Annotated in this window: 18 protein-coding genes; 11 read left to right on the forward strand and 7 right to left on the reverse strand. The window is 50.7% G+C overall.

The features are described 5' to 3' along the window. Positions 1-53: 53 nt before the first annotated feature. The 3 genes from SCIP_RS00230 to SCIP_RS00240 all read right to left on the reverse strand — a co-directional run bounded on the left by SCIP_RS00230 (position 54) and on the right by SCIP_RS00240 (position 3,470). Positions 54-977, reverse strand: coding sequence for a glucose-6-phosphate dehydrogenase assembly protein OpcA (locus tag SCIP_RS00230; protein ID WP_006292478.1), 924 nt, complete (start codon positions 975-977; stop codon positions 54-56). A gap of 100 nt (positions 978-1,077) precedes the next feature. Beyond that, entirely contained in the window at positions 1,078-2,625 is a 1,548-nt protein-coding gene (zwf, locus tag SCIP_RS00235) for a glucose-6-phosphate dehydrogenase (RefSeq protein ID WP_006292479.1), read from the reverse strand. Positions 2,626-2,738: 113 nt separating this feature from the next. Continuing rightward, positions 2,739-3,470, reverse strand: a complete 732-nt coding sequence (locus tag SCIP_RS00240) for a L,D-transpeptidase (protein WP_115672857.1) — start codon at positions 3,468-3,470, stop codon at positions 2,739-2,741. A gap of 144 nt (positions 3,471-3,614) precedes the next feature. Between SCIP_RS00240 and SCIP_RS00245 the strand changes: the two genes are divergently transcribed. Then, complete coding sequence (locus SCIP_RS00245) at positions 3,615-4,367, forward strand: HD domain-containing protein (RefSeq protein ID WP_048349240.1); 753 nt, start codon at positions 3,615-3,617, stop codon at positions 4,365-4,367. Between the two features lies 1 nt (position 4,368). Here the strand turns inward: SCIP_RS00245 and SCIP_RS00250 are convergent, their stop codons facing one another. Together SCIP_RS00250 and upp are read right to left on the reverse strand one after the other, a co-directional pair. Next, positions 4,369-5,745 carry an L-serine ammonia-lyase gene (locus SCIP_RS00250; protein ID WP_006292482.1) on the reverse strand — a complete coding sequence of 459 codons (1,377 nt, stop codon included), beginning with the start codon at positions 5,743-5,745 and terminating at the stop codon, positions 4,369-4,371. A gap of 136 nt (positions 5,746-5,881) precedes the next feature. Beyond that, complete coding sequence (gene upp / locus SCIP_RS00255; RefSeq protein ID WP_040590757.1) at positions 5,882-6,520, reverse strand: uracil phosphoribosyltransferase; 639 nt, start codon at positions 6,518-6,520, stop codon at positions 5,882-5,884. Between the two features lie 181 nt (positions 6,521-6,701). Here upp and SCIP_RS00260 point away from each other — a divergent pair, with 181 nt between their 5' ends. Together SCIP_RS00260 and SCIP_RS00265 are read left to right on the forward strand one after the other, a co-directional pair. Beyond that, the gene (locus SCIP_RS00260) at positions 6,702-7,163 is read left to right on the forward strand and encodes a nucleoside deaminase (RefSeq protein ID WP_040590760.1); all 462 of its coding nucleotides are present in this window, start codon (positions 6,702-6,704) and stop codon (positions 7,161-7,163) included. Between the two features lie 203 nt (positions 7,164-7,366). After that, a complete protein-coding gene (locus tag SCIP_RS00265) occupies positions 7,367-9,685 on the forward strand; it encodes an alpha-galactosidase (protein ID WP_006292485.1) in 2,319 nt (772 codons plus the stop codon). Positions 9,686-9,744: 59 nt separating this feature from the next. Here the strand turns inward: SCIP_RS00265 and SCIP_RS00270 are convergent, their stop codons facing one another. Next, positions 9,745-11,007, reverse strand: a complete 1,263-nt coding sequence (locus SCIP_RS00270; protein WP_006292486.1) for an ROK family protein — start codon at positions 11,005-11,007, stop codon at positions 9,745-9,747. A gap of 139 nt (positions 11,008-11,146) precedes the next feature. Here SCIP_RS00270 and SCIP_RS00275 point away from each other — a divergent pair, with 139 nt between their 5' ends. The 6 genes from SCIP_RS00275 (at position 11,147) to SCIP_RS00300 (ending at position 18,364) form a co-directional block, all read left to right on the forward strand. Continuing rightward, positions 11,147-12,427, forward strand: coding sequence for an ABC transporter substrate-binding protein (locus SCIP_RS00275; RefSeq protein ID WP_006292487.1), 1,281 nt, complete (start codon positions 11,147-11,149; stop codon positions 12,425-12,427). An 11-nt stretch (positions 12,428-12,438) separates the two neighbouring features. Then, positions 12,439-13,353 (forward strand): carbohydrate ABC transporter permease, encoded by a 915-nt coding sequence (locus SCIP_RS00280; protein ID WP_006292488.1) that lies wholly within the window; start codon positions 12,439-12,441, stop codon positions 13,351-13,353. A 110-nt stretch (positions 13,354-13,463) separates the two neighbouring features. Then, positions 13,464-14,288, forward strand: a complete 825-nt coding sequence (locus SCIP_RS00285) for a carbohydrate ABC transporter permease (RefSeq protein ID WP_171821043.1) — start codon at positions 13,464-13,466, stop codon at positions 14,286-14,288. Between the two features lie 32 nt (positions 14,289-14,320). Further along, a complete protein-coding gene (locus SCIP_RS00290; RefSeq protein WP_006292490.1) occupies positions 14,321-16,165 on the forward strand; it encodes an alpha-glucosidase in 1,845 nt (614 codons plus the stop codon). A gap of 24 nt (positions 16,166-16,189) precedes the next feature. Beyond that, positions 16,190-17,284: a glycosyltransferase gene (locus SCIP_RS00295; protein ID WP_081442781.1), complete on the forward strand. Its 1,095-nt coding sequence runs from the start codon at positions 16,190-16,192 to the stop codon at positions 17,282-17,284. Between the two features lie 114 nt (positions 17,285-17,398). Next, positions 17,399-18,364, forward strand: coding sequence for a hypothetical protein (locus SCIP_RS00300; RefSeq protein ID WP_006292492.1), 966 nt, complete (start codon positions 17,399-17,401; stop codon positions 18,362-18,364). Between the two features lie 15 nt (positions 18,365-18,379). On the opposite strand, the gene SCIP_RS00305 is transcribed toward SCIP_RS00300, so the two are convergent. Then, positions 18,380-19,276 (reverse strand): hypothetical protein, encoded by an 897-nt coding sequence (locus tag SCIP_RS00305; RefSeq protein WP_040590372.1) that lies wholly within the window; start codon positions 19,274-19,276, stop codon positions 18,380-18,382. Between the two features lie 457 nt (positions 19,277-19,733). Here SCIP_RS00305 and SCIP_RS07445 point away from each other — a divergent pair, with 457 nt between their 5' ends. Next, positions 19,734-20,924 (forward strand): hypothetical protein, encoded by a 1,191-nt coding sequence (locus SCIP_RS07445; protein WP_144427338.1) that lies wholly within the window; start codon positions 19,734-19,736, stop codon positions 20,922-20,924. A gap of 230 nt (positions 20,925-21,154) precedes the next feature. Beyond that, positions 21,155-22,663 (forward strand): sucrose phosphorylase, encoded by a 1,509-nt coding sequence (gene gtfA / locus SCIP_RS00315; protein ID WP_040590373.1) that lies wholly within the window; start codon positions 21,155-21,157, stop codon positions 22,661-22,663. Positions 22,664-22,738: the final 75 nt, after the last annotated feature.

The raw sequence follows: 22,738 nt of genomic DNA on the forward strand, positions 1-22,738 counted from the left end.
AGTGTAAGTGTTTTGATCCGAAAAAGGTAATCGGTCTGCTCCGAATCAGAACCTCAGCTGTGGGAGACAAGATCCCAGCCTTCTTTAATGACTGCTGAATAAATGGCGTCGGGGTCCAGGCGCCGCATTTCTTCATTGATGCAGTCGGTCAGCGTGCGGTGCGGCATAGATACAGTCTGTGGGGCGCGGCCAGGCTCCTGAACCTGCACTTCCTCTGCCCCCGTCCGCACCAGGCTGGCAGCGCCGTTGCTGCGTTCAATATAGACTCCGGCAATAGTGCTGGTGTCAGCCTCGCGCTCAATCGAGACGGGCACCTTCAGCGCCCAGGCCAGCCAGGAACCCAGCAGATCCAGGGGAAGGGAATTCTTGCCGCCCCTGATGCGAACTGACGTGATGGGTGTGTGAGGAGGCTGATCAACCAGGGCTGCAATCTGTCCCCGCCAAACGGTCAGGCGAGTCCAGGACAGGTCAGTGTCCTCCTTTGTCCAGTTATTGCGTAGGGTTTCAAAGGTTTTTTCCGGATTGGCGGTCCTCTGTGCGTCGGTAATACGGCTGCGGGCCATGCGGCCAATCTGGTCAGAGGCTGGATTCTCCGGTGCATCTGTTGGCCACCAGGCCAAAACAGGCGCATCAGGAACCAGAAGGGGGATAATCAGGGTGTCCAAGTGCCTTAAAAGGCCGCCTGTGGGATAGAGGACAATAATTTCTCCAGCCCCGGCGTCAGCCCCAAAACGGATTTCAGCGTCCAGGGGGATGGAGGGATCGGCATGGGGACAGGTAGCAATGGAAATAATCCTGCAGGGATGTTCCCGGCTAGCCACATTGGCAGCAGCCAAAGAGTCCTCTAGCTCATCCTCGGTAGTTCTGATAAGCATGGTGAAGACCCGGCCTTCGGCAGCTTCCCCACGTTCTTCGTGCAGATCATTGATTTTATTGGTTATCTGCGATGTTGTGCAGTTGCTCAGTTTAAGTTTCATGGCTGTTTCTTTTTGTAGGGCTTGTATATATCTATCGTGTATCTATCGTGTATATATGGGTTCAGGATATGGTTCGGGCGCAAACATGGCACCAGGTTTTTTAAGGGATTCTCCAGCTGTGTCCGTCCCTTGCCAGCATCTGATCAGCCTCGGCCGGTCCCCACGTACCTGCCCGGTATGGCTGGGGCTGGCCTTGAGCCTCCCAGAAATGCTCAATCGGGTCAAGAATCTTCCAGGACAAATCAATCTCTTCAGAAGTAGGGAAGAGGGGCGGATCTCCCAGCAGAACATCCAGAATCAGGCGCTCGTAGGCCTCAGGGGAAGCTTCAGTGAAGGAATTTCCATAGGTGAAGTCCATATTGACATCCCGAACTTCCATGGCAGTTCCCGGTACTTTGGATCCAAAACGCAGGGTGATGCCTTCATCAGGCTGAACGCGAATCACAATCGCATTTTCTCCCAGATCTTGGGTGGCGCTGGATTCAAAAGGCAGGTGAGGAGCTTTCCTGAAATTAACGGCAATCTCCGTTACCCTTTTGCCCAGGCGCTTACCGGTTCGCAGATAGAAGGGAACGCCTGCCCAGCGGCGGTTATCAATATCCAGGCGGACAGCAGCATAAGTTTCTGTCGTGGAGTCCGGGCTGATGCCCTTTTCATCCAGATAGCCTACTACTTTCTGAGAACCCTGCCAGCCAGCTGCGTACTGCCCGCGGGCAGTGTGAGCAGCAAGATCATCCGGCAGACGCACGCTGGACAAAACCTTCAGTTTTTCAATAGCCAGATCCTTAGCCGTAAAGCTGGCAGGCTCCTCCATGGCGGTCAGGGCCATCAGTTGAAGAAGATGATTTTGAATCACATCGCGGGCAGCACCAATTCCGTCATAATATCCGGCCCGGCCTCCAATCCCAATGTCTTCAGCCATAGTGATTTCCACATGGCTGACATAATGCGAGTTCCAGATAGGTTCAAACATCATGTTGGCAAAGCGCAGGGCAAGAAGGTTCTGAACGGTCTCTTTGCCTAAGTAGTGATCAATGCGGAAAATGGAATTCGGGTCAAAGACTTCAGCCACGACTGTATCCAACTGACGGGAGCTGGTTAAATCGCGCCCAAAAGGCTTTTCAATGATGACCCGCCTCCAGGCTTCTTCGGTAGACTTAGCCAGACCGGAATCAGCCAGCTGCTGAGCTACCACCGGGAACGCCCGGGGAGGAATAGACATGTAGAAGGCATGATTCCCTTCGGTTCCCCTGACCCGGTCAAGTTCAGCCACGGTGTCACTCAGGCGGACAAAAGCATCATGATCGTCAAAGGTTCCCTGGACAAAACGCAGGCCGTCGCTCAGGTGCTTCCAGGTGGATTCATTGAAGGGAGTGCGGCAGTGAGCCTGAACATTCTCTTTGACAAAGTTGGCAAAGTCATCATGAGACCAATCGCGGCGGCCAAATCCTACTAAGCCAAAGCCGGCTGGCAGCAGTCCCCGGTTGGCGAGATCGTATACGGCTGGCAGCAGCTTTTTCTTTGACAAGTCACCGGTAACGCCAAAGAGGACCAGGGAGCAGGGGCCGGCAATCCTCTGCAGCCTTAAATCCCTGGGATCGCGCAGCGGGTTGGACCACTCAGTCTTTTCTGAAAAATCTGTAGTCATGGTTCCATCCTACTTCTTTCCTGGATGAAAACGGCTGCGAACAGCCCTTTATCTCGCACAGTGGAGAACGATTTTGGGAATATTTTTTCTTTTGCCCTTTTCGCCGCCTAGGCTTAAAAAATTCGAACAGGGGTGCTGGTTCTGATATTGTCATAAATCCATTTGCTATCGGGAACGCTCAGGCGCACGCAGCCGTGAGAGGCTGGAGATCCCAGCTTCTGCGCCTCACTGGTGATGAAGTTCCCCTTATTGTCTGTCGGAACCGAATGGAAAAGAATAGACCCGGTTATTCTGACCCAGTTTTTAGCACCCATTTTTTCGCTGGGATTGTAAAAGGATTCTCCCCTGGTAATGTCAGTATTTCCGCCGATGGTAAAGTTCCCTCGGGGAGTGCTTCCGTCCAGTCCTGTGCTTGCCACCATCGTGTAGATGGTTTTCCCATCTGCCTTAATGTACACTCTTTGCCGGGCCAGATCTACTTCTAAAGAAATCGCTGATTGTTTGCTTAACTGGGGGTAGGGTCCGCCGGTGGGTTTGGCCCAGTCTATAGCTGTGGTTGATAAAGTAGTGGCAGAGCTTTCGCCCTTTTGGCGGGGAAGATGCCTGGACTTCTTCGCTTTCCTCTTGGTACTGCTCTCTTGAGTCTGACTTCCTGATTGCACCAGCCCGGCTGTCTGATTCTTCCCCTTGGAAGTGGGACTTCCTGTGAGAGCCGGTCCCAGCAAGGCCCCGCCTACGATGCAGACAGCTACAAGAACAGCCAAGAGGAGGACTGCCTGATCCTTGGAAATACGGCAGCGCAGACGATGCCACAAAGAGAGGAAGGGCTTCATCAGATTCATCATTGTTTTTATTATACTGCGCAGTCATTATCTCCCGCATATTCCCTCATACTCCCTCGCGCTCCTCATACCCTCTCACGCTCCTCCTTTTCCACCTTTTCTTTCATCCTGCAAGAAACGTTCGATTATCAGTCCTATGATGAAAATATGACCGGACCAGATGTGACTGAAACTGAATTTGCTCTCGAATTCGAAGCCGATCCCTGGCGCTCGCGGATTCTGGATGATCTTCTTCCCCGGCTTGATCTTCCGGATGAAACCATCAACTGGGCCCTGGGCCTGCATAAAGATCAGGCTCCCAGCCCGCGGGCTTTCTACCTGATTGCCTCTCACTGCGCTATAGTTGCTTTCCTTGCCCAGGAACTCTGCCAGACCGATCCTGCCGGGAACAGTTTAAATGCCAGACTGGCCGTTGCCGGAAGCCTGATTCACGACATTGGAACCTATCAGCTGGTTGACGATCCCGGTTCCTATGCCCCCGGACTGACTGGAAAACAAGCTGAGGAGGAGGGAAGGAAGGTCACCTTCCACCATAATTATATTCAGCATGGGATTCTGGGATATCGCTATCTTCTGGAGGTTGGAGCCGACGAATCTTTAGCTGCCTTTGCCCGTAACCATACTGGCCTAGGCCTGAGCAGGAAAGCCGTTCATGATCAGGGTCTGGATCTTCCTCCTGATGATTATCTTCCTCAAACTCCCGAGCAGGAAATCGTCATGTATGCGGACAAATTCAACAGTAAATCAGACCCGCTCACCTTTGTTTCTGCTGAGAATTACCAGCACCGATCGGCCCGATTCGGGAAAGATAATGAGGAACGATGGCTTCAGATAGTGAAAAAATATGGGGTTCCCCATATCTACTCCTTGGCAGATAAGTACAACCTGCAGGTGGTTTAAGCTAGCACTCCACGACGTTAACGGCCAGCCCTCCCTGGGAGGTTTCCTTATACTTGGCCATCATGTCATGACCAGTTTGCTTCATGGTTTCTATGGCTGAATCCAGGGAGACCAGGTGGGAGCCATCGCTGAGCAAAGCCATGTGGGCTGCGTTGATGGCAGTGTTGGCAGCCATGGCGTTACGTTCAATGCAAGGGATTTGTACCAGTCCTCCCACGGGATCACAGGTGAGGCCTAAGTTGTGCTCAATCCCAATTTCAGCTGCGTTTTCTACTTGCTGGGGGCTTCCGCCCATAACGGCGCAGAGGCCTGCTGCCGCCATGGAGCAGGCAGATCCTACCTCCCCCTGGCAACCCACTTCAGCTCCAGATATGGAGGCGTTGGTTTTGAAAAGATATCCAATAGCGCAGGCGGTCAGCAGGAAGGTCATTACTCCCCCCGAATTTGCCCCCTCCACAAAGTTCCAATAATAATGAAGAACAGCCGGAACGATTCCGGCTGCCCCATTAGTGGGAGCAGTGACGATTCGTCCTCCTGAAGCGTTCTCTTCATTGACTGCTAAGGCGTAAAGGTCAACCCATTCCATGGGATGGATCAGGCTTTTCCCCTTGCACTGGGTTTCTTTCAGCATTGTGTAGAGACCAGGTGCCCTCCGGCGCACATTTAGGCCCCCGGGCAGAATTTTCTGCTGGCTGTGGCAGCCGGATTTTACACATTCCTGCATGATGGTCCACAGGGTGTCCGCATACTCTCTGATCTGACTTTCCGGCCGCAGAGCAAGTTCGTTGGCCCAGACAATGTCAGCTATGGATTGTGATTCCTTCCTGCAGATGTCAACTAGATCAGTCGCACTGGTGAAGGGATAGGGAACTGCTGTCTCACAGGTCTGCTGCTGAGTTTGATTGTCAATATCTGCCTGATGTACAATAAAACCTCCGCCTACCGAGTAGACGGTATCGGTGAACACAACCTGGCCGTTCTGCCCATAGGCTTCCAGCTTCATCCCGTTGGGATGGTAGGGGAGGGTGGTCCAGAAATCAAACTCAATGTCAGAAGAGGAGAAGGGAATTTTTCTTGATCCAGCAAGTGTCAGCTTCCCTTGACGGTCGCATTCATCCAGGACAGTCAGAACATGATTTGTGTCTGCTGTTTCCGGATCGCAGCCTTCCAAGCCGGCAGCTACTGCCCTGTCTGTTCCGTGGCCTTTCCCTGTGCGCGACAGGGATCCATACAGGGTGACATGAATTCTGCTGATTTGATTTAGCAGGCCTTTATTTTCAAGGCTGCGGGCGAAAGCTTTCCCTGCCCGCATGGGGCCAACGGTGTGGGAGGAAGAAGGACCAATACCGATAGTGAACATATCAAAAATACTGAGCATAGGCGCGATTCGCTTCCCCTTTTATGGAGTGATAATTTTACGGAGTGGTAAATTCCCATTGTCATGCTGTACTTTTTGTAAAGCAGACTACAAGCTGGTTTTAATCTTCTTAGTCTTCTTAATCCTCTTAACCCGCTTAATCCACCAGGCCATACAAGCGGTCTCCGGCGTCACCCAACCCGGGAACAATATATGCTTTGTCGTTTAATTTGTCGTCCACAGCGCAGACCACAACCTTGAAATCAATAGCAGGATCGACTTCCTTTTCCAGCCTGCTCAAGCCTTCGGGGGCAGCGAGGATGTCAATAGCAGTAATATCTTTAGCTCCGCGTTCCTTCAAATACTGGATAGCGGCTACCAGAGTACCTCCGGTTGCCAGCATGGGGTCCAGGAGAAAGCATTGACGGTTGGTCAGATCATCAGGTAAACGGTTGGCATAGGTAATAATATCAAGGGTGTTTTCATCTCTCTTCATTCCCAGAAAACCTACTTCGGCTGTGGGCAGAAGGCGGGTCATTCCATCCAGCATACCTAGACCGGCGCGGAGGATGGGCACAACCATGGGCTTGGGGCCGGCCAGATACTTGCCTACTGTGGGAGCAACCGGTGTTTCAATAGGGCGGTCTTCAACGGCCAGATCCCGCGTTGCCTCGTATGCCTCCAGAGTGACCAGTTCGCTGATCAGGTCACGGAAAATATTAGATGGGGTACCCTTATCCCTTAAAACAGTGAGCTTGTGGTCTACTAGGGGATGATCGAGAACTGTAAGATGCATAGTCATAACTTTTATGATACCCCCCAGCATGGGCGGATAGGTCGCTTGTGGCGGACCAGTAGGGAAGGGATGAGATAATCAGGGTATGACAGTAGGAATAGGCAAGGTATCTGCGCAAGGCTCGTCGGAGGACGGCTTGTCTGACGATGGCTTGTCTGGTGATGGCTTACCTGAGGAGAGCCTGTCTGATGAGCAGGCCATGGCCTTGGCCCTGAAAAATGCTGTCAGGGCTGCGCAGGCTGGTGATGTTCCCGTGGGGGCTGTTCTGCTTGATAATCGGGGCCGGCTGATTTCCCAGGGGTACAATCAACGTCAGGCCCGGGCAGATCCTCTGTCGCATGCGGAAATAGAAGCGCTCAGAGCGGCAGGTCAGGTCAAGGGCGACTGGAATCTTGCCGGTTGCAGCCTGATTGTCACTATGGAACCGTGCCCTATGTGTGCCGGGGCAGCGGTAAGTGTTCATCTGGGCAGAATTGTTTTTGGAACCTGGGACCCTAAAATGGGGGCCTGCGGGTCGGTCTGGGATATTCCCCGCGATCCGCATGTTGGTTCTCAGCCTGAAGTTGTGGGAGGAATTCTCCGACAGGACTGTTCTCGTCTTTTATCTCATTTCTTCCAGAAAACTCGTTCTCAGAACGAATAGGCAGGTCTCCTGCAGTGCGAGCGCCGCCTCAGCTTGCCTGGTAGCTCTCAAGTTGTTTAATTTATTTTCTATATGATTTAGCCACGCCCGGGCAGGGAAAATAATCCTCCTGCTTTCACCTGCCGATATATAGTTATGATATGGGAACAGCCAGGATTTACTTAACTTATTGAACTTGAACTCAACAGAGGAGAACATTACCCATGACTGTTACGGCACATAATCAGCGACTGGTTCGTACCTTCACCACAACGACAATTCGGGGAAGTAATTTGACCACTGTCTACCTGGAAAATGGCTCGGTTGGTCTTGCCCTGGCTTTCCCCTGCGACGGGCTTCCCTGGATTGTTCACTGGGGTCGCCCCCTGGCTGATCCTCAGTCGGCCTCCAATCTGTATGATGCCTTGGCTCCGCAGAATGTTTCGGGAAATCTGGATGGTACCCTCTTCCCCAGCATCATTCCTACCCAGGCTGAGTCATGGTCGGGAAGGAGCCGGTTTGTAGTTCGCCGCCATGGGGTGGAACTCTTCTGTCGTTTTTCTGTTACCTCTCTGACGGCAGATCAGGAGGGCAAGCTGGTTGACCCCCTGTCTCCTCTTGCTACACAGTTGATCTCCTACAAGCCTTCTCAGCTGGAGCAGGCTATGAAGTCAAGCCCTACCTATCCCCGGCAGGAAAATGTTCCTCATGTGATTGTTCAGGCTGAAGACGCTGAACAGGGGGTCTGCCTGTACTGGGAGCTGCAGCTTCTGGACTCCGGCCTGGTTCGGCAGAGGGTAAAAGTTGTCAATAGTCAGTCAGACCTCCTGTCTGTTCAAACCGTTGAGTTGGGTTACAATCTGCCCTCGGTGGTCAGCGAAGTCCTGACCACAACCGGGCATCATCTGCGTGAGCGGTCTCCTCAGCGGCAGGAGTTGGTCAAGGGTCGTCTGGAAAAGAATTCTTTGATGGGCCGGCCTGATTTTGATGCCACCCTTCTGATGAATGTTGGTACCCGCGGTTTTGGTTTTGAACAGGGTGAGATTTACAGCGTTCATGTGGGTTGCAGCGGGAACAGCACAGTCAGCGTGGAAGCTATCCCCTTTGCCAGCCCGGTCCTGGGCGGGGGAGAACTTCTGTTTGGAGGTGAGGCTGACCTGGGGGAATCAGAGGAATACACCAGTCCTTGGGTATACGGCAGTTATGGCCACGGTCTCAACCAGGTGTCCCATCGCTTCCATGATCTTCTCAGGCAGCTGCATCCCAATCTGGCTGCCAAACCACGGCCGGTAATCCTGAATACCTGGGAAGCCGTGTATTTTCAACATTCTTTTCCTACCCTTCGGTCTTTGGCAGACAAAGCGGCTGACTGTGGAGTGGAGCGTTTTGTGGTTGATGATGGCTGGTTTGGATCCCGCCGCAGTGACCATTCCGGCCTGGGGGACTGGCAGGTTTCTCCTGAAGTCTGGCCTCAGGGTCTGAAGCCTCTGGCTGATTATGTGCATAATAAAGATATGGAATTTGGCCTCTGGTTTGAACCGGAGATGATTAATCTTGATTCTGACACAGCACGAGCCCATCCTGACTGGATCCTGTCGCCAACGGTCCATAGGTCTGCTGTCCAGGGACGGTACCAGCAGGTCATTGATCTGACTAACCCTGAGGTCCTGGATTATGTTTTTTCTGCCATGGATTCCCTGGTCGAGCAGATTGGGATCGATTACATCAAATGGGACCACAATAAGCTGGTGTCTGAGCCAGTTTCCCGCCTGACTGGTCTGCCTGCCGTGCACAGACAGACAGAGGCTGTCTATGCTATTATTGATGCTCTTAAACTGCGGCATCCTGGCCTGGAGATTGAGTCCTGCAGTTCAGGAGGCGGCAGAGTAGATATGGGTATTCTTACCCGCTGCGACCGCATTTGGGTTTCAGACTGCGTGGATCCGGTAGAAAGAGCAACTATTCAGCCTTACACGTCCCTTCTGGTTGCTCCCGAAATGATGGGGGAGCATATCGGTGATTCTCCCGCTCATTCCACAGCTCGAGTAACCTCCCTGCCCCTGAGGGCTGCAATGTCTCTGTTGGGACACCTGGGGGTGGAATGGAATCTGAATACGGTCAGTCAGGATCAGCTGGAGCAGCTTCGTGATTGGATTGCTGTTTATAAACAGTCACGTCTCCTGGTTGCGGATGGACAGGCTCAGCTTGTTCACGCCGATAGCCCTGATCCATCTGTCCGCTTGGATGGCCTGGTTTCTGCGGATAAAACTCAGGCCCTTTTCCGCTTTACCCAGGTAACCACGTCAGTGAATTATCCTGCTGCTCCTATCCGTCTGCCTGGTTTGGATCCTCAGGCTCTTTACCGGATTTGCCCCCTGCCGGTCAGCCAGGATTTAAGCCAGATTGGCAATGGACAGACCCCTCTTTCCTGGTGGTCTCAGCAGGGCCTGACAGTCAACGGGGAAGCCCTGCAGACGTATGGAGTGAGGCCTCCTCAGTTGCATCCGGCTCAGGCTGTAGTTTTTTCTGCTCGCACAGTGTAGACGAGGGGTAAACTCCTGTCTTCTGCTGCTGGACAGCAAGCAGGTTCTGCTTTTGAACCTTACTTGAGGATGGACAGGGCTATTACCCGGGAAGCTCCTCCCAGGGCCCACTGCTCCCATTCATAGCTGAGAATTTCAAATGCAACTGGCTGAGCCTGGCTGTGCCTGTAACGGGTGATTCCTGTTCGTATTGATTCCATGGCGGTGGTAGCCAGATGGGCGGCTTCTCCGCCGATGAGAATTTTCTCTGGCATGGCCATGTTGGCAATTGTGGACAGAAGTACCCCCAGGCGGTAGCAGGAGTTCTCAATCAGATGCCTGGCAATGGGTTTCCCCGCTTCCACGTTGGCGGCAAAATCATCAAAACTCATGGGCTGACCCATGAGTTGGGAGTACTCCATGGCCAGGGAAGGAGAGGTCAGACATTGAGAGCAGCCTTTGTGGCCGGCTGAACAGGTAGGGCCGTCAGGATCCACCAGCACATGCCCGGCCAGACCATAACTCTTATCCGGATAATCAACTGATTGCCCGCCTTCGCAGAGGGCGTATCCAATGCCCAGACCAATAGTCACCAGGGCAAAACGCTGCATTCCCCGGCCGGATCCAAACCAGCTTTCGTAGACCAGCAGGGAATCCAAATCATTGAAAATTGCCGTGGGAATCTGGCATCGATCCTGAATCATATCTCCCAGCTTGACTGGTCCATTCCACCGCAGAAAAGGGGCATAGGTAACAGTATTATCCTCCACAATGTGGCCGCCCACGGTGATTCCCACTGCGCTGGGCTTGCTGAGCCCTGCCTGTTCAGCTTTCTGAATCAGCTGCCTAATGCCTCCTGACAGGGCGTCGACTATCGCTGTGGGTCTGGTATCTGTGTAGGAAACAATCAACGGATCAGTCAGGGGGTGGCACATGGCGTCAGTCAGCATCATGACGGATTCAAAGGTATGAACATTAATGCCAATATAGGTTCTGGATTCAGCATGAATCATCAGCCCCACCTGAGGACGGCCGCGGCCGTTTGCACCGTCCCTTGCCACCTGTCTTTCCAACTCTTCTGTATAGTCAATTCCCTTTTTAATTCTCTCTTTACTTCCCTCTTCCTGATCTGCGTTTTTCCTGTCTTCCTGTGGCGTCTTTTGCTCATCAATAATTTTCTGATAGATCAGCTCGCTGGTGATTTTTGACAGGGTACCGGCAGAAAGACGGTGGTCCCGGGCCAGCTTAGACCGGGAGACAGGGCCGTTTCGCATAATATCCACAACAATGTCGTGGGTATTGTCCGACAGGGAGAACCATAAAGGGATCCTATTTTTTTCCATAAATTATAAAATATCATTTTTTACTTTCTTTTGCGCGCAAACATGCCGGAGCTAGAAAACTTATTTAAAGAAATTAAAATAGAAAAAGTATATCAGTTAGTTATGGCCAGCTTGCCATAACTTGACAAAAGGAGTCATTATGAAGAATGGCACCCTTAAAACGAAAAAATTCATCAGTCGACTCATTGCGCTTGCAGCTGTTGTATCGCTGACTGGCTCCTTGCTTGGTGCCTGCGGAACCTCTAGCTCAGGCACGGTCACCCTTGATTTTTTCCAGTTTAAGGCAGAAGCTGCTTCCTGGTTTACGGCCAAGGCCCGTGAATTTGAGAAGCTGCATACGAACATTAAAATTAATGTCAACAACACAGCCAACGCGCAGACAGATATGCGCACCCGCCTGGTTAAGGGCCGTGTTCCCGATGTCATCACCCTCAATGGAGACATCTCTTACGGTATGTTTGCGGCTTCCGGTGTCTACCACAATTGGGAGGGAGACCCCATTACCAAGAAGCTTAACAAAGGTATGCTTCAAATTTCCCGCGATTTAGTGCAAACTACCGATCCTTCCCAGAAGAAGCTGTATGCTTTGCCTTATGCGGGCAATGCTTCCGGTTACATTATCAATGTTGATTTATGGAAGAAAGCTGGTCTCAATCCAGCCAAACCTCCTCAGACCTGGAATGATTTTATTGCCGCACTGAAAAAAATCAAAGCTGCAGGAATCACTCCGGTAGAAGCGTCCTGGGCCGATACCTGGACTCTGCAGGCACCCTTGGCTTCATTAAATGGCACCCTTGTTCCCCTCAGCAAATATACCGATCTGAAAAAGGGGACCACTAATTTTGCCAAGCTTTGGACTGAGACAGCCAAGAAGGAATACACCCTCTTCACCTACGCTCAGTCTAACAAGGGAGTGACCTACCAGCAGGCTACTCAGGATTTTGCTAATGGCAGGGCTGCCATTCTTCCCCTGGGAACCTATGCTATTCCGCAGATCACCTCTGTCAACAAGAAGATCAAGCTGCGCTTTGCCAATATGCCGGCCAACAACCAGGCTTCTGCCCAAAAGCTGACTGCCGGCGATGACGTGGTTCTGACCATGGGGGCCACCACCAAGCACGAAAAAGAAGCCCGTATGTTCATTGAGTTCCTTTTGGAAAAGAAGAACGTAATGGAATATGCCAAAGCTCAGTATGCCTTCACGCCCCTGAAAGAAACTCAGGCCGGCGGCAAAGAAATTGCCTCCGTTCTGCCCTTCTTCAAGTCCAATCGAATTGTTGATTTCTGTGATCATCAGATTCCCTCTTCTATTAACCTCGCTGGCTTCCTTCAGACTCTGGTTTCCACCGGAAATTCCCAGCGATTCACCGATTCCATGCAGAAGGAATGGAATAAGGTCCAGGCCAGGAACTTCAACTAGGAGGTAACGTTATGTCATCTGCATCATCTGCGCGCGCAGTCCCCAGGGCTGCTGCCCCCGGGAAGAAATTGAAGTTTGATCGTACCTACTACTGGATGACTGTTCCGGCAGCGATTATCTTTGCTTTCTTCCTCTATGTTCCCTTCATTCAGGGCATTTTGTACTCTTTTACAAATTCCCAAGGTTTCGGAAAGTATAAGTGGATTGGTCTGAGCAATTACAAGGCCCTCTTCCAGGATGACCGGGTGTGGCATGCGTATGGCTTTTCCATCTTCATTGCCCTTGTCTGCTCCATCCTCATCAACCTGATTGCCATGTTCCTGGCGGTTCTTCTTAATTCACGGATCGCTTTTAAGAATGGTTTCAGGGCTATTTTCTTCATCCCCTACACCTTAGCCGTCCTGGTTATTGGTTATGTGTTCAAGTACATCTTCATGGTTCCCCTGCCTGCCCTGGGCCAGGCTCTCCATATTGACTGGCTGAGTACATCTATGATTACCAATGCCCAGCTTGCCTGGATTCCCATTGTCTTCCTGACTGTCTGGCAGTCGGTTGCTTACAACACTCTCCTTTATTTGGCTGGCCTTCAAACTATTGATCAGGAGATCTATGAGGCAGCTGAGATTGATGGAGCCAATGCCTGGCAAGGATTCTGGCAGATCACTTTTCCCCTCCTGGGACCCTTCGTGACCATCAATGCTGTGCTGTCGCTCAAGAATACCCTTGGCGCCTTCGACCAGATTGTGGCCCTGACCGCCGGCGGTCCTGATTCCGCAACGGAAACGGTCTCCTATTTGATTTATAACAACGGTCTTACTGGCGGCGAATATGCCTATCAGACGGCGGATGCGGTTATCTACTTCATCCTTCTGGCAATAATCGCCTTCATCCAGTTGAAGTTCTTCTCGAACAGGGAGCAGATCTGATGAGTAATGCACAATCAAGCGCTCAGACGCAAAAATCACAGCTGGGATCCATGGGCCGGCAAGGGCGGAATGTAGCTGCAGGCAAGCGCTACGACCCAACTAAGGAAAAGATGAAGCTTTCCAAGCAGAACAGGGTCAGCTGGCCTTTGACTATTCTGACGGCCGTCCTTTCCTTGACTATTTTGGTTCCCCTTTACTTTGCCTTTATCTCTTCGGTCAAGACAAACGCCACTATCGGCGGCTTTGAGTTGCCCAAGGTATGGAACTGGTCCAATTATGGTCAAGCCTGGAATCTGGTAAACTATCCTCATGCCGCCTGGACTACCTTGATAATCACGGTCTGCGCCACGGTTTTGACCCTCCTGTCCAATACCTTCGTGGCTTACGCCATTGCCAGGAACATGGACCGTCCCTTCTTTAAGTTCATGTACTACTTCTTCGTAGCTGCCATGTTCGTTCCCTTCACAGTTATCATGCTGCCCCTGGCAAGGCAGATGGGGGTTCTCCACCTGGATAACCAGCTGGGTCTAATCATCCTCTACACCGTTCTGGGCCTGGGGACCAATCTCTTTATTGGGATTGGATTCATCCGCTCCATCCCCATTTCCCTGGAGGAAGCTGCCCGTATGGATGGTGCTTCCACATGGAGAGTCTTCTGGACCATTATCTTCCCCCTGATGGGACCGATTAATGCCACTATTGCCATTATGACCGTCCTGTGGGTCTGGAATGACTTCATGCTCCCCTTGATTATCCTGACTGATCAGTCCAACTCGACTATTCAGCTGTCACAGTATGTGTTCTCCTCTCAGTTCAGCACCAACTATCCGGTTGCCTTTGCTTCCTATTTGATGGCCATGGCTCCGGTACTGATTGTCTACATCTTCGCTCAGCGCTGGGTCGTTTCCGGTGTTATGCGCGGAGCTGTCAAGTAGGATTGTGATTTTTCTTTCGTAATGGATTGATGATGACAAATTTTATTCCTCAGCAAGTCCGCACTAATGGGGCTTCTCCTAATCCTTGGTGGTCAAATGCCGTAGTTTACCAGGTGTATCCCCGATCTTTTCAGGATTCCAATGGCGATGGTTTTGGCGATCTGAGGGGAATAACATCCCGGTTGGATTATCTGGTTGATTTAGGGGTGGACGTGATCTGGCTTTCCCCGGTATACAAATCTCCTCAGGACGACAACGGCTACGATATTGTTGATTATCAGGATATAGACCCTATGTTTGGCACTGTGGACGACATGGATGAGCTTATTTCTCAGGCCCACCAGAAGGGTCTTAAGATCGTCATGGATCTGGTCGTCAATCATACTTCTGACGAGCATCCCTGGTTCCAGGCCTCCAGGAACAAGAATGATCCCCACGCCGACTGGTATTGGTGGCGGCCGGCCCGGTCCGGGCATGATCCGGGAACTGCTGGAGCAGAACCTAACCGGTGGGGGTCATATTTTGGAGGCTCTGCCTGGGAGTTTGATCCTCAGCGGGGTCAGTATTATTTTCATCAGTTTTCCAAGAAGCAGCCTGATCTTAACTGGGAGAATCCTGAGGTCAGGAAGGCTGTGTATGACATGATGAATTGGTGGATGGACCGAGGGATAGACGGTTTCCGCATGGATGTCATCACCCTGATTTCTAAACAGGTAGACGCTTATGGGCAGCTTCCCGGTGTAGATGATTCCTTCCTGTCTGATGGTGACGTTGGGCCTGAAGGCTATTCCAGCCCTGCTCCTTTCTGCCAGGATGGCCCCCGGCTGGATGAGTTCCTGGCAGAAATGCATCGGGAAGTTTTCGATTCCCGCCACGGTTATCTGACTGTGGGAGAGGCGCCGGGAATCAGCCCCGGGCGAGATCAGTTCATCACCGATCCGGTTCACCGCGAGCTTGATATGCTCTTTATTTTTGACCATACTGACATAGATCACGGCCCCGATGGCAAGTGGTCCCTTGTCCCCTGGAAATTGACTGATTTGAAGAAGGCCCTTGGCGCCCAGCAGGATGCGGTCAGAAGGGCTGGCTGGGCAAGCCTTTTCTTCAATAATCATGATCAGCCCAGGTCTGTTTCCCGCTGGGGAGATACCAGTACTGATGAGCTCAGAATTCGCTCTGCCAAAGCCTTGGCTCTCCTGATGCACTTGCATAGGGGAACCCCCTACATCTACCAGGGTGAGGAGCTGGGCATGACCAATGCTGGCTTCACCAGCCTCAGCCAGTACCGGGATCTGGAATCAATCAATCTTTATCATCAGCGGGTAGACCAGGCTAAGGTGGCTACCAGGGAAGAGATGATGCAGGGCCTGGCCGCCATGAGCCGGGATAATTCCCGCACTCCCATGCAGTGGGATTCCAGCAAATTTGCAGGTTTTACTGCTGACTATGCCCCACATGAGCCTTGGATTTCAGTAAATCCTAATAAGGATGTTATTAACGCCAGGGATCAGGTGAAAGATCCGCAGTCGGTCTATTCCTTCTATAAGAAGCTGATTCAGCTCCGTCACGACAATATTTTGGTGTCGGCAGGAGAGTGGAATCTGCTCGATAAAGATGATCCCCAGGTATATGCCTTTACCCGCAGCCTCCCGCAGGATCAGGCCCAGGGCTTGCCCGGGATTGAAGGACATCAGCTTCTAGTAGTGGTCAATGTTTCTTCGTCCTCGGCTAAGATACCTCCTCAGACCCGCAGCCTTATCAACGGTCGAGCCGGGGTTGACAATATCCTCATTTCGACCTACGAGCCCGAGCAGACAACAGCCTCCCTCCTGATCGGCAAGCTGTCTGCCTGGGAAGCTTTTGTTTACCTGCTCTAGAGGTACCTGCTACCATAGGGAGTTATGACATCTCGTTTTTTTACTCGTGCCCATAAAAATCTGACTGCTGCTGTGAGTCCGGTAATCACAGCAGCTTCAGATTTACTGGGGTCTGCGACTTCTTCTCAGGGCAGGGCTTTTCCCACCAAGAGGTTGGCTATGGTCATTGTTACCTATAAGCGACAGAACCTGCTGGAAGAGCTATGCACATCCATTGAGAATCTCACCATCAAGCCTTGGCTGGTGGTGATTGTGGATAACGAGAATTCTGAACAGACCCGGCAGATTGCCGATCAGTTGAACGCTGCTCTTCAGCAGAGCAAGAAAAGGGGGCAATCCGTGGTTTACTTGCCTGTTGAGGCCAATACCGGCGGAGCGGGAGGCTTTTACCGGGGAGTAAAAAAAGCGTATGAACTGGGGGCTGAGTGGTTCTGGGTTATGGATGATGATGTTGCCGTCCTGCCCGATGCCCTGGAAAAGCTTTCCCCCTGGATGAGTAAGTTTGAAGCTATTCAGGGCGGCCGCTATGACTTTGATGGGGGAGATTTCTACTGGCAGTACCAGACCATCGTCCCCCTGGGTATTCCCAACCCCTTTTCTCCGCCTAAATTTGGCCCTTCCGGTTTTCACTATATGAATTCCATGTGCTTTGAAGGCGGTCTTTTCAAGAGAACTGTTGTGGAAAAGGTTGGCTTCCCCGATCCCCGTTTCTTCATTGCCTGGGATGATGCCAACTTTGGCTATCTGGCCAGCAAGGTGACCAGACCCATCATCATTAAAGATAAGATTCTTCGCAGAACCCGTACCCTGGCAAATCTGGACATTGCTGGTCTGCCTCAGATCAATTCCATGTCAGACATTAAGCGATTCTATCTGATGCGGAACCGGGGCTTCCTGGCCCGCTACTACATGGTTCACGGGGATTATTATCCTGCCGCCTTCTTCCTGGGGAACCTTATAACTTTTATAAAAGAAATCATTCGTCTGGTCACGGTAGACCGCAAGAGCATTTCTTCTGGTCTTGTCCAAATCTGCCGCGGATGGGCAGCTGAGCACAAGATTCTTCACGACCCTGACTGGACCCCCATGCCTCCTGTAAATTCTCAGAAACTTCAATAAATATACTCAAAAATTGACAATAAGACTTTAATTTTCTGCTACAATGGAGGTGAAACTTCAGGTTGTGCACAAAGATATGCATAATCGAGTTGTTATAAACAGAGAGGATTAAAAATGTTCTCGGATATAACTAAACGGGCAGGTAGCAAAGGTGCGGTTCTTATTGCTGTCTCCGTTGTTTTTACCTCAATTTTGCCCATGATTGCAGTTTTTATTGACAATGCGGTTGAAATTAACCCTATTCCGACTATTGTTATAGCCCTCTATGTTCTTCCCCAGCTGGTGGCCGGTATAATTATTACCGTCAAATACCCTCACTGGTCTACTGTAGGCTTAATGTGTCTGGCCTGCTTGGCCGGCATCATTATAGATGAGATCGTTTGGCTCATCTTCCTTCCCTATCTTGCTCCCTTTGGGTATTTCATGACAACATTGGGGCTATATTTAGGATTTCTGCTCCTTGGAGCCGGACTGGGTGCAGCAATGCGGGCTCTGGGAGCGCATGTGAATAAGGAGAATCCTCCCCGTGAGGAGGATATTAGGCATTTGACCGTGTTCATGCTCACTGGCAAGAACCTGTCTGCTCAGGAATATTCTCAGCAGGCTACCGGCTCTGATAAGAAGTCAGTGCTGGATCAGGCTTTTTCACAGATCAAGCCTGGGCCTGCAATTCTTACGACAGTGCTCCTGCTGGTGTTTTACCCCGGTATTCTGCTGATTGCTGTCAACAATGAAAATCTCCGTGAATATGGATATCAGCAGCCGGTTTTGTATTTTGTGCTTCCAGCAGCTGTGATTATTTTTGCCCTGGTAGCCGGAATAAGCGGCCGCCTGAGGGTCTGCTTCAATTTGATGGCCATCAGCGCTTGTGTCTCTCTTCTTACCTACATCGTTCCTCTTGGCGGAGAGCCTTGCTCAGTTCCCTGCTCCACCATCGCTGCCGCAGTAATAGGCACGGTAATTGGTCTGGGAATCCGCTCTTTGATCAAGCGTTCCCAGTCAAGAAAGCAGGTAGAACAGGCAGCACAGGGCGGACAGCCGGTGCGCCGGTGGCAGCCAATGCAGGCGGCACAGCGGTAAATCCTGTCCTCCCACTTACCGTTGCTGCTTGGCCAGGGCAACAACGGTAAGTCCCATCGCCAGACCAAAAGTCCCAAAAAGCACTGCGATGCTCCCCGCGAAAAAGGGCTCTCCTCCACTGGGGTAGAGGTAGGTGATGCTGCTGGCCAGGGCGTTGAAGAAGAGAAGAATAATGTAGGGTCTGAGAGTGTGTTTTTTGAGTCCCATAAAGAAAAAAATGAAGAGGACCAGGCAGGCAGTAAGGACGAGGATACGCCAGATATTGTTTCGTATTAATGCTGAATTATGAAGCCCTAGCAGAGCGGAGCCAGGGTAGAGAAGCAGGAGCCCAATTATCAGAATTAAAGCGTGAAGGGGCCTGATTTTTTGCAGTTTCTGGCGAAGGATTTTTCCCCAAGACTTCAGCCTACTGTCGCAGTGAGCATATTCCTGAGCAGACAAATCTTTCCCTGTTAAAGCCCAGACGGCGAGGTGGCTGATATTTGTGCGGTAAGGAGGGTTAACTGCTGAAGCATCTGCAGCTGCGAAACGTATGAGGCAGCCCAGGCCACTGCCCATGAGCAAGGCAAGAAGATTCGCCCCCAAATCGAAGAGAAGATAAAAAAGAAAATCGCGAAGGCCCCAGGCGAGAACTATCGTCAAAACGATCCCTGCCAGTAGAATGCCTGCGGCTGTTACCGCTCCTATAAAGCCAGCCATGCGCAGTCGTGGATACTTAATACATATTATGCAGGCCGTCAGTGCTGTGACAGCTGTATATCCCAGATAGACAATCCCGGGTTCGGTATAGGGGTTGTAAGAGAAAGAAATAAGGGAAACCACCAGGGGGAGGATGACGGTTACGGCAAACAGAACTGCAGCAGTCAGAATTAAGCCCCTGCGTCCTGCAAATTTAACTGCCTGAGTGAACATGTGCACGTCCCTTCCTTTTACTCAAGCTTACTCATATCTTTCTTTGAGATTATCTCCAGAATAGCAGACGGATACCGATCACTCAGATCGTGTCTCTTCTTTTCATACAATCAACACGGTTTATTCTGGTACTGATTCCAGTTTGCTTTCTGTTTCTTGTGCGATTATACTAGGTGTAGTCCTTAAGATCGTATGCGATGGTGCATATGAGGGACGGAAAGGATGGCGATAGTGCCATGATTAGCATAAGGAAGCATGTGAGCATGCCTGCATGGAGGCACCGGCGTCTATCCATCCGATATTCGAGATTCTCCACTTGTAAGAACTTACAGAACCCTTAAGTAGTTAATACCTAATGAAAAGTAATCTTTTAGCAAGGTTTGTCCGAGAGCTGGGGCGATATCTTATTTGTTTTCTCGCCCTGGCTCTCGTTCTTGGCTGCTCTCAAGCCTGCAGTGTGAGGCTGAAGAACTCCTCACATGAAGTAGATTTTTCAGACATTAAACTTGAACGTTATCAATTTGCCTTTTATGCCAGTCCTGATTGGACAAGAAAAACATTTCTTTCTCGGGGATTAACGATTTTTATTACCCGAAATGGAGATTATGCCATCCATAAGCACGATATATTGGACAGTGGGAAGCTCTCGTGGACGAAGGATGGAATTTTTTATGCAGACCAGAAATATGATTACTGGCTTTCAGACAGGGGTAAGAATTACAAGATATATTCACGCAAACCAAATACCCAGGATGGAATAGCAACTTTGGAGGATAGCGGCACCAGAGTTGGTGTTTACAATGGAGGCTATACTCATGGTGGAAAAGGTTATAACGAACAAGTTGTTATCTCTAACAAGGGTCGTTCCCGCAGGCTCCGTTTTCACAATCAGTATGGAATGGTTATTGCCTGCAGGAACAGAGCTTACGGTATAACTAGTGACATAGGCTCAAACGGCTTTGGTTTCAGCAGGCTTGATAACCTGGCAGAAGATCAAAAGTTTGTTTTTTCGCATGTCAAGCAGTGGGAAGATCCTCTGGGGGATGAGGGGGGTGTGTCTGACGGATCATGCAGAAACAATACCTTTGTTTATCTGGGTATGCATACTGCTGTCGAAGGACTGGCAATCAAGAAGAATGCGGTGACCAAACGGCTGCTTGCCGCTCAGCAGGCGCACAAAGAAGGAGGAAGGTTCACTGAAACCGTGGAGGTCATTAATATTCGAACAGGAAAGCGGGAATCTATACCGCTGATCAATCCTGATGGATCTTATTTTACCTCTCCCCGAGAAGGGTTTGACTATTCGAAGCAGGTGCAAAATTCTTTAATTGGCAGCACTCTTTATTGGCTTCATGGGGATAGCCGTATTCTCAAAACTGATACGAGAACCGGAATAACCAGGGTAATAAATAAGACGTTCTATAATCAGCGGATAGATTTTACAGACCATACATGTCGCATTGCTATTATTGGCCATACAATGGTCATTACCAGGGGAGTGCCAGATGGAGATCTTCTTCTTTACTTCATTAATCTGAAGACTGGAAAAGAAATGAAAAGAATCCGGGTTAAGGGCGTATGCAATCAGCTTCCGAATAACACCTTTATCAGTGATTTTGCTGTCAGACCCGGAAGACTTCTGAAGTGAAAAGATCATATTGGCGTGTTTCTTTCTTTAGGATAGAAAATAAGTGTTAGAGTAGTATATAGCACAACTTCATACTTAGATTAAGTCTCATGTTGTTATTTGAATTGCGGGGGGGCTTCTGCACTCCCGGTGCGACTTATAGTCTGAGGCTGTTCTAGGTGGTTATCAATAAAGCAAAAATCGACTGCTGCAGGTAATAATTTTTGCAAAAACTCAGGCAAGGAGGTCTGATGAAGAATAAAGTCCAACTCATTACCTACGCCGATCGCTTAGGCGAGGGAACCATCAAATCATTGACCGAGGTACTTCGTACCCGTTTCAATGGTGTCTATGAAGGAGTTCACATCCTTCCCTTCTTTACTCCTTTCGATGGAGCTGATGCTGGCTTTGATCCCATTGATCACACGGCTGTTGATCCTCGGCTGGGAACCTGGGATGATGTAGCTGAGCTTTCCAAGACTCACGACATTATGGTGGATGCCATTGTCAACCATATGTCATGGAAGTCAAAGCAATTCCAGGATGTCATGCGCAATGGCGAGAAATCACCCTATTATTCTATGTTTCTGACTATGTCTGCCGTCTTCCCGGACGGGGCTACTGAAGAGGATTTGGCTGGAATTTATCGCCCGCGACCAGGTCTGCCCTTTACTCACTATACTTGGGGAGACAAAACTCGACTGGTTTGGACCACTTTTACTCCACAGCAGGTTGATATCAATACTGCTTCCGATGAAGGATGGGCTTATCTCATGTCTATTCTTGACCAGATGTCCCAGTCTCATGTGTCCTTTATCCGTCTGGATGCAGTTGGATATGGGGCAAAGAAAGCCAAGACCAGCTGCTTTATGACTCCCGATACTTTTGATCTGATTGGCCGGATTAAGGAAGAATCAGCCAAGCGCGGGATGGAAACCCTGATTGAAGTTCATTCTTATTACAAGAAACAGGTGGAGATTGCCAACAAGGTAGACCGTGTTTATGATTTTGCCATTCCAGCTCTCCTGCTCCATGCGCTGAGTACAGGCAAGATCGGCCCCCTGGCTCATTGGCTGGGCGTTCGGCCGACCAATGCTGTGAATGTGCTTGACACTCATGATGGCATTGGGGTGATCGATGTAGGTTCAGACCAGATGGATCGGTCTATGAAGGGACTGGTTCCGGATGAAGAGGTTGATCAGCTGGTAGAGACCATTAAGAAGAACTCCAATGGTGAGTCAGCAGCCGCAACCGGCGCCGCTGCCTCCAACCTGGATTTGTACCAGATTAACTGCACCTACTGTTCTGCCCTGGGCTGTGACGATCAGAAGTATATCGCTTCCCGAGCCGTTCAGTTCTACATGCCTGGCGTGCCTCAGGTTTACTATGTTGGCGCTCTGGCCGGCAAGAACGATATGGATTTGCTCAGGCGGACCAATGTGGGCCGTGATATTAACCGTCATTATTACACGGTTGAAGAGATCGACCAGAATATGAAGCGTCCTGTCGTCCAGGCTTTGAATGCCTTGGGGCGCTTCCGCAATACCCTCGATGCCTTTGATGGAGAGTTCTCCTTTGCAGAAGATGGGTTGTCGCTGACTATGACCTGGACCGGTCAAAATACCAGCACCACATTGACCTTCACTCCAGGGGAAGGGGTTGACCGTCAGAATGCGCCTGTCTGCACCATCTCCTGGACTGATTCTGCAGGTCAGCACTTTACGGATGATATTATTGCGAATCCTCCAGTAGTGGCCTAGTTCAGTAGTGGCCTAGTTGTGTGGATTGCTGGACCAGGTGCTAGACCAGGTACCCGGCCCAGCAGGTTTCGGTAC

Source organism: Scardovia inopinata JCM 12537 (assembly GCF_001042695.1).
Taxonomy (GTDB): domain Bacteria; phylum Actinomycetota; class Actinomycetes; order Actinomycetales; family Bifidobacteriaceae; genus Scardovia; species Scardovia inopinata.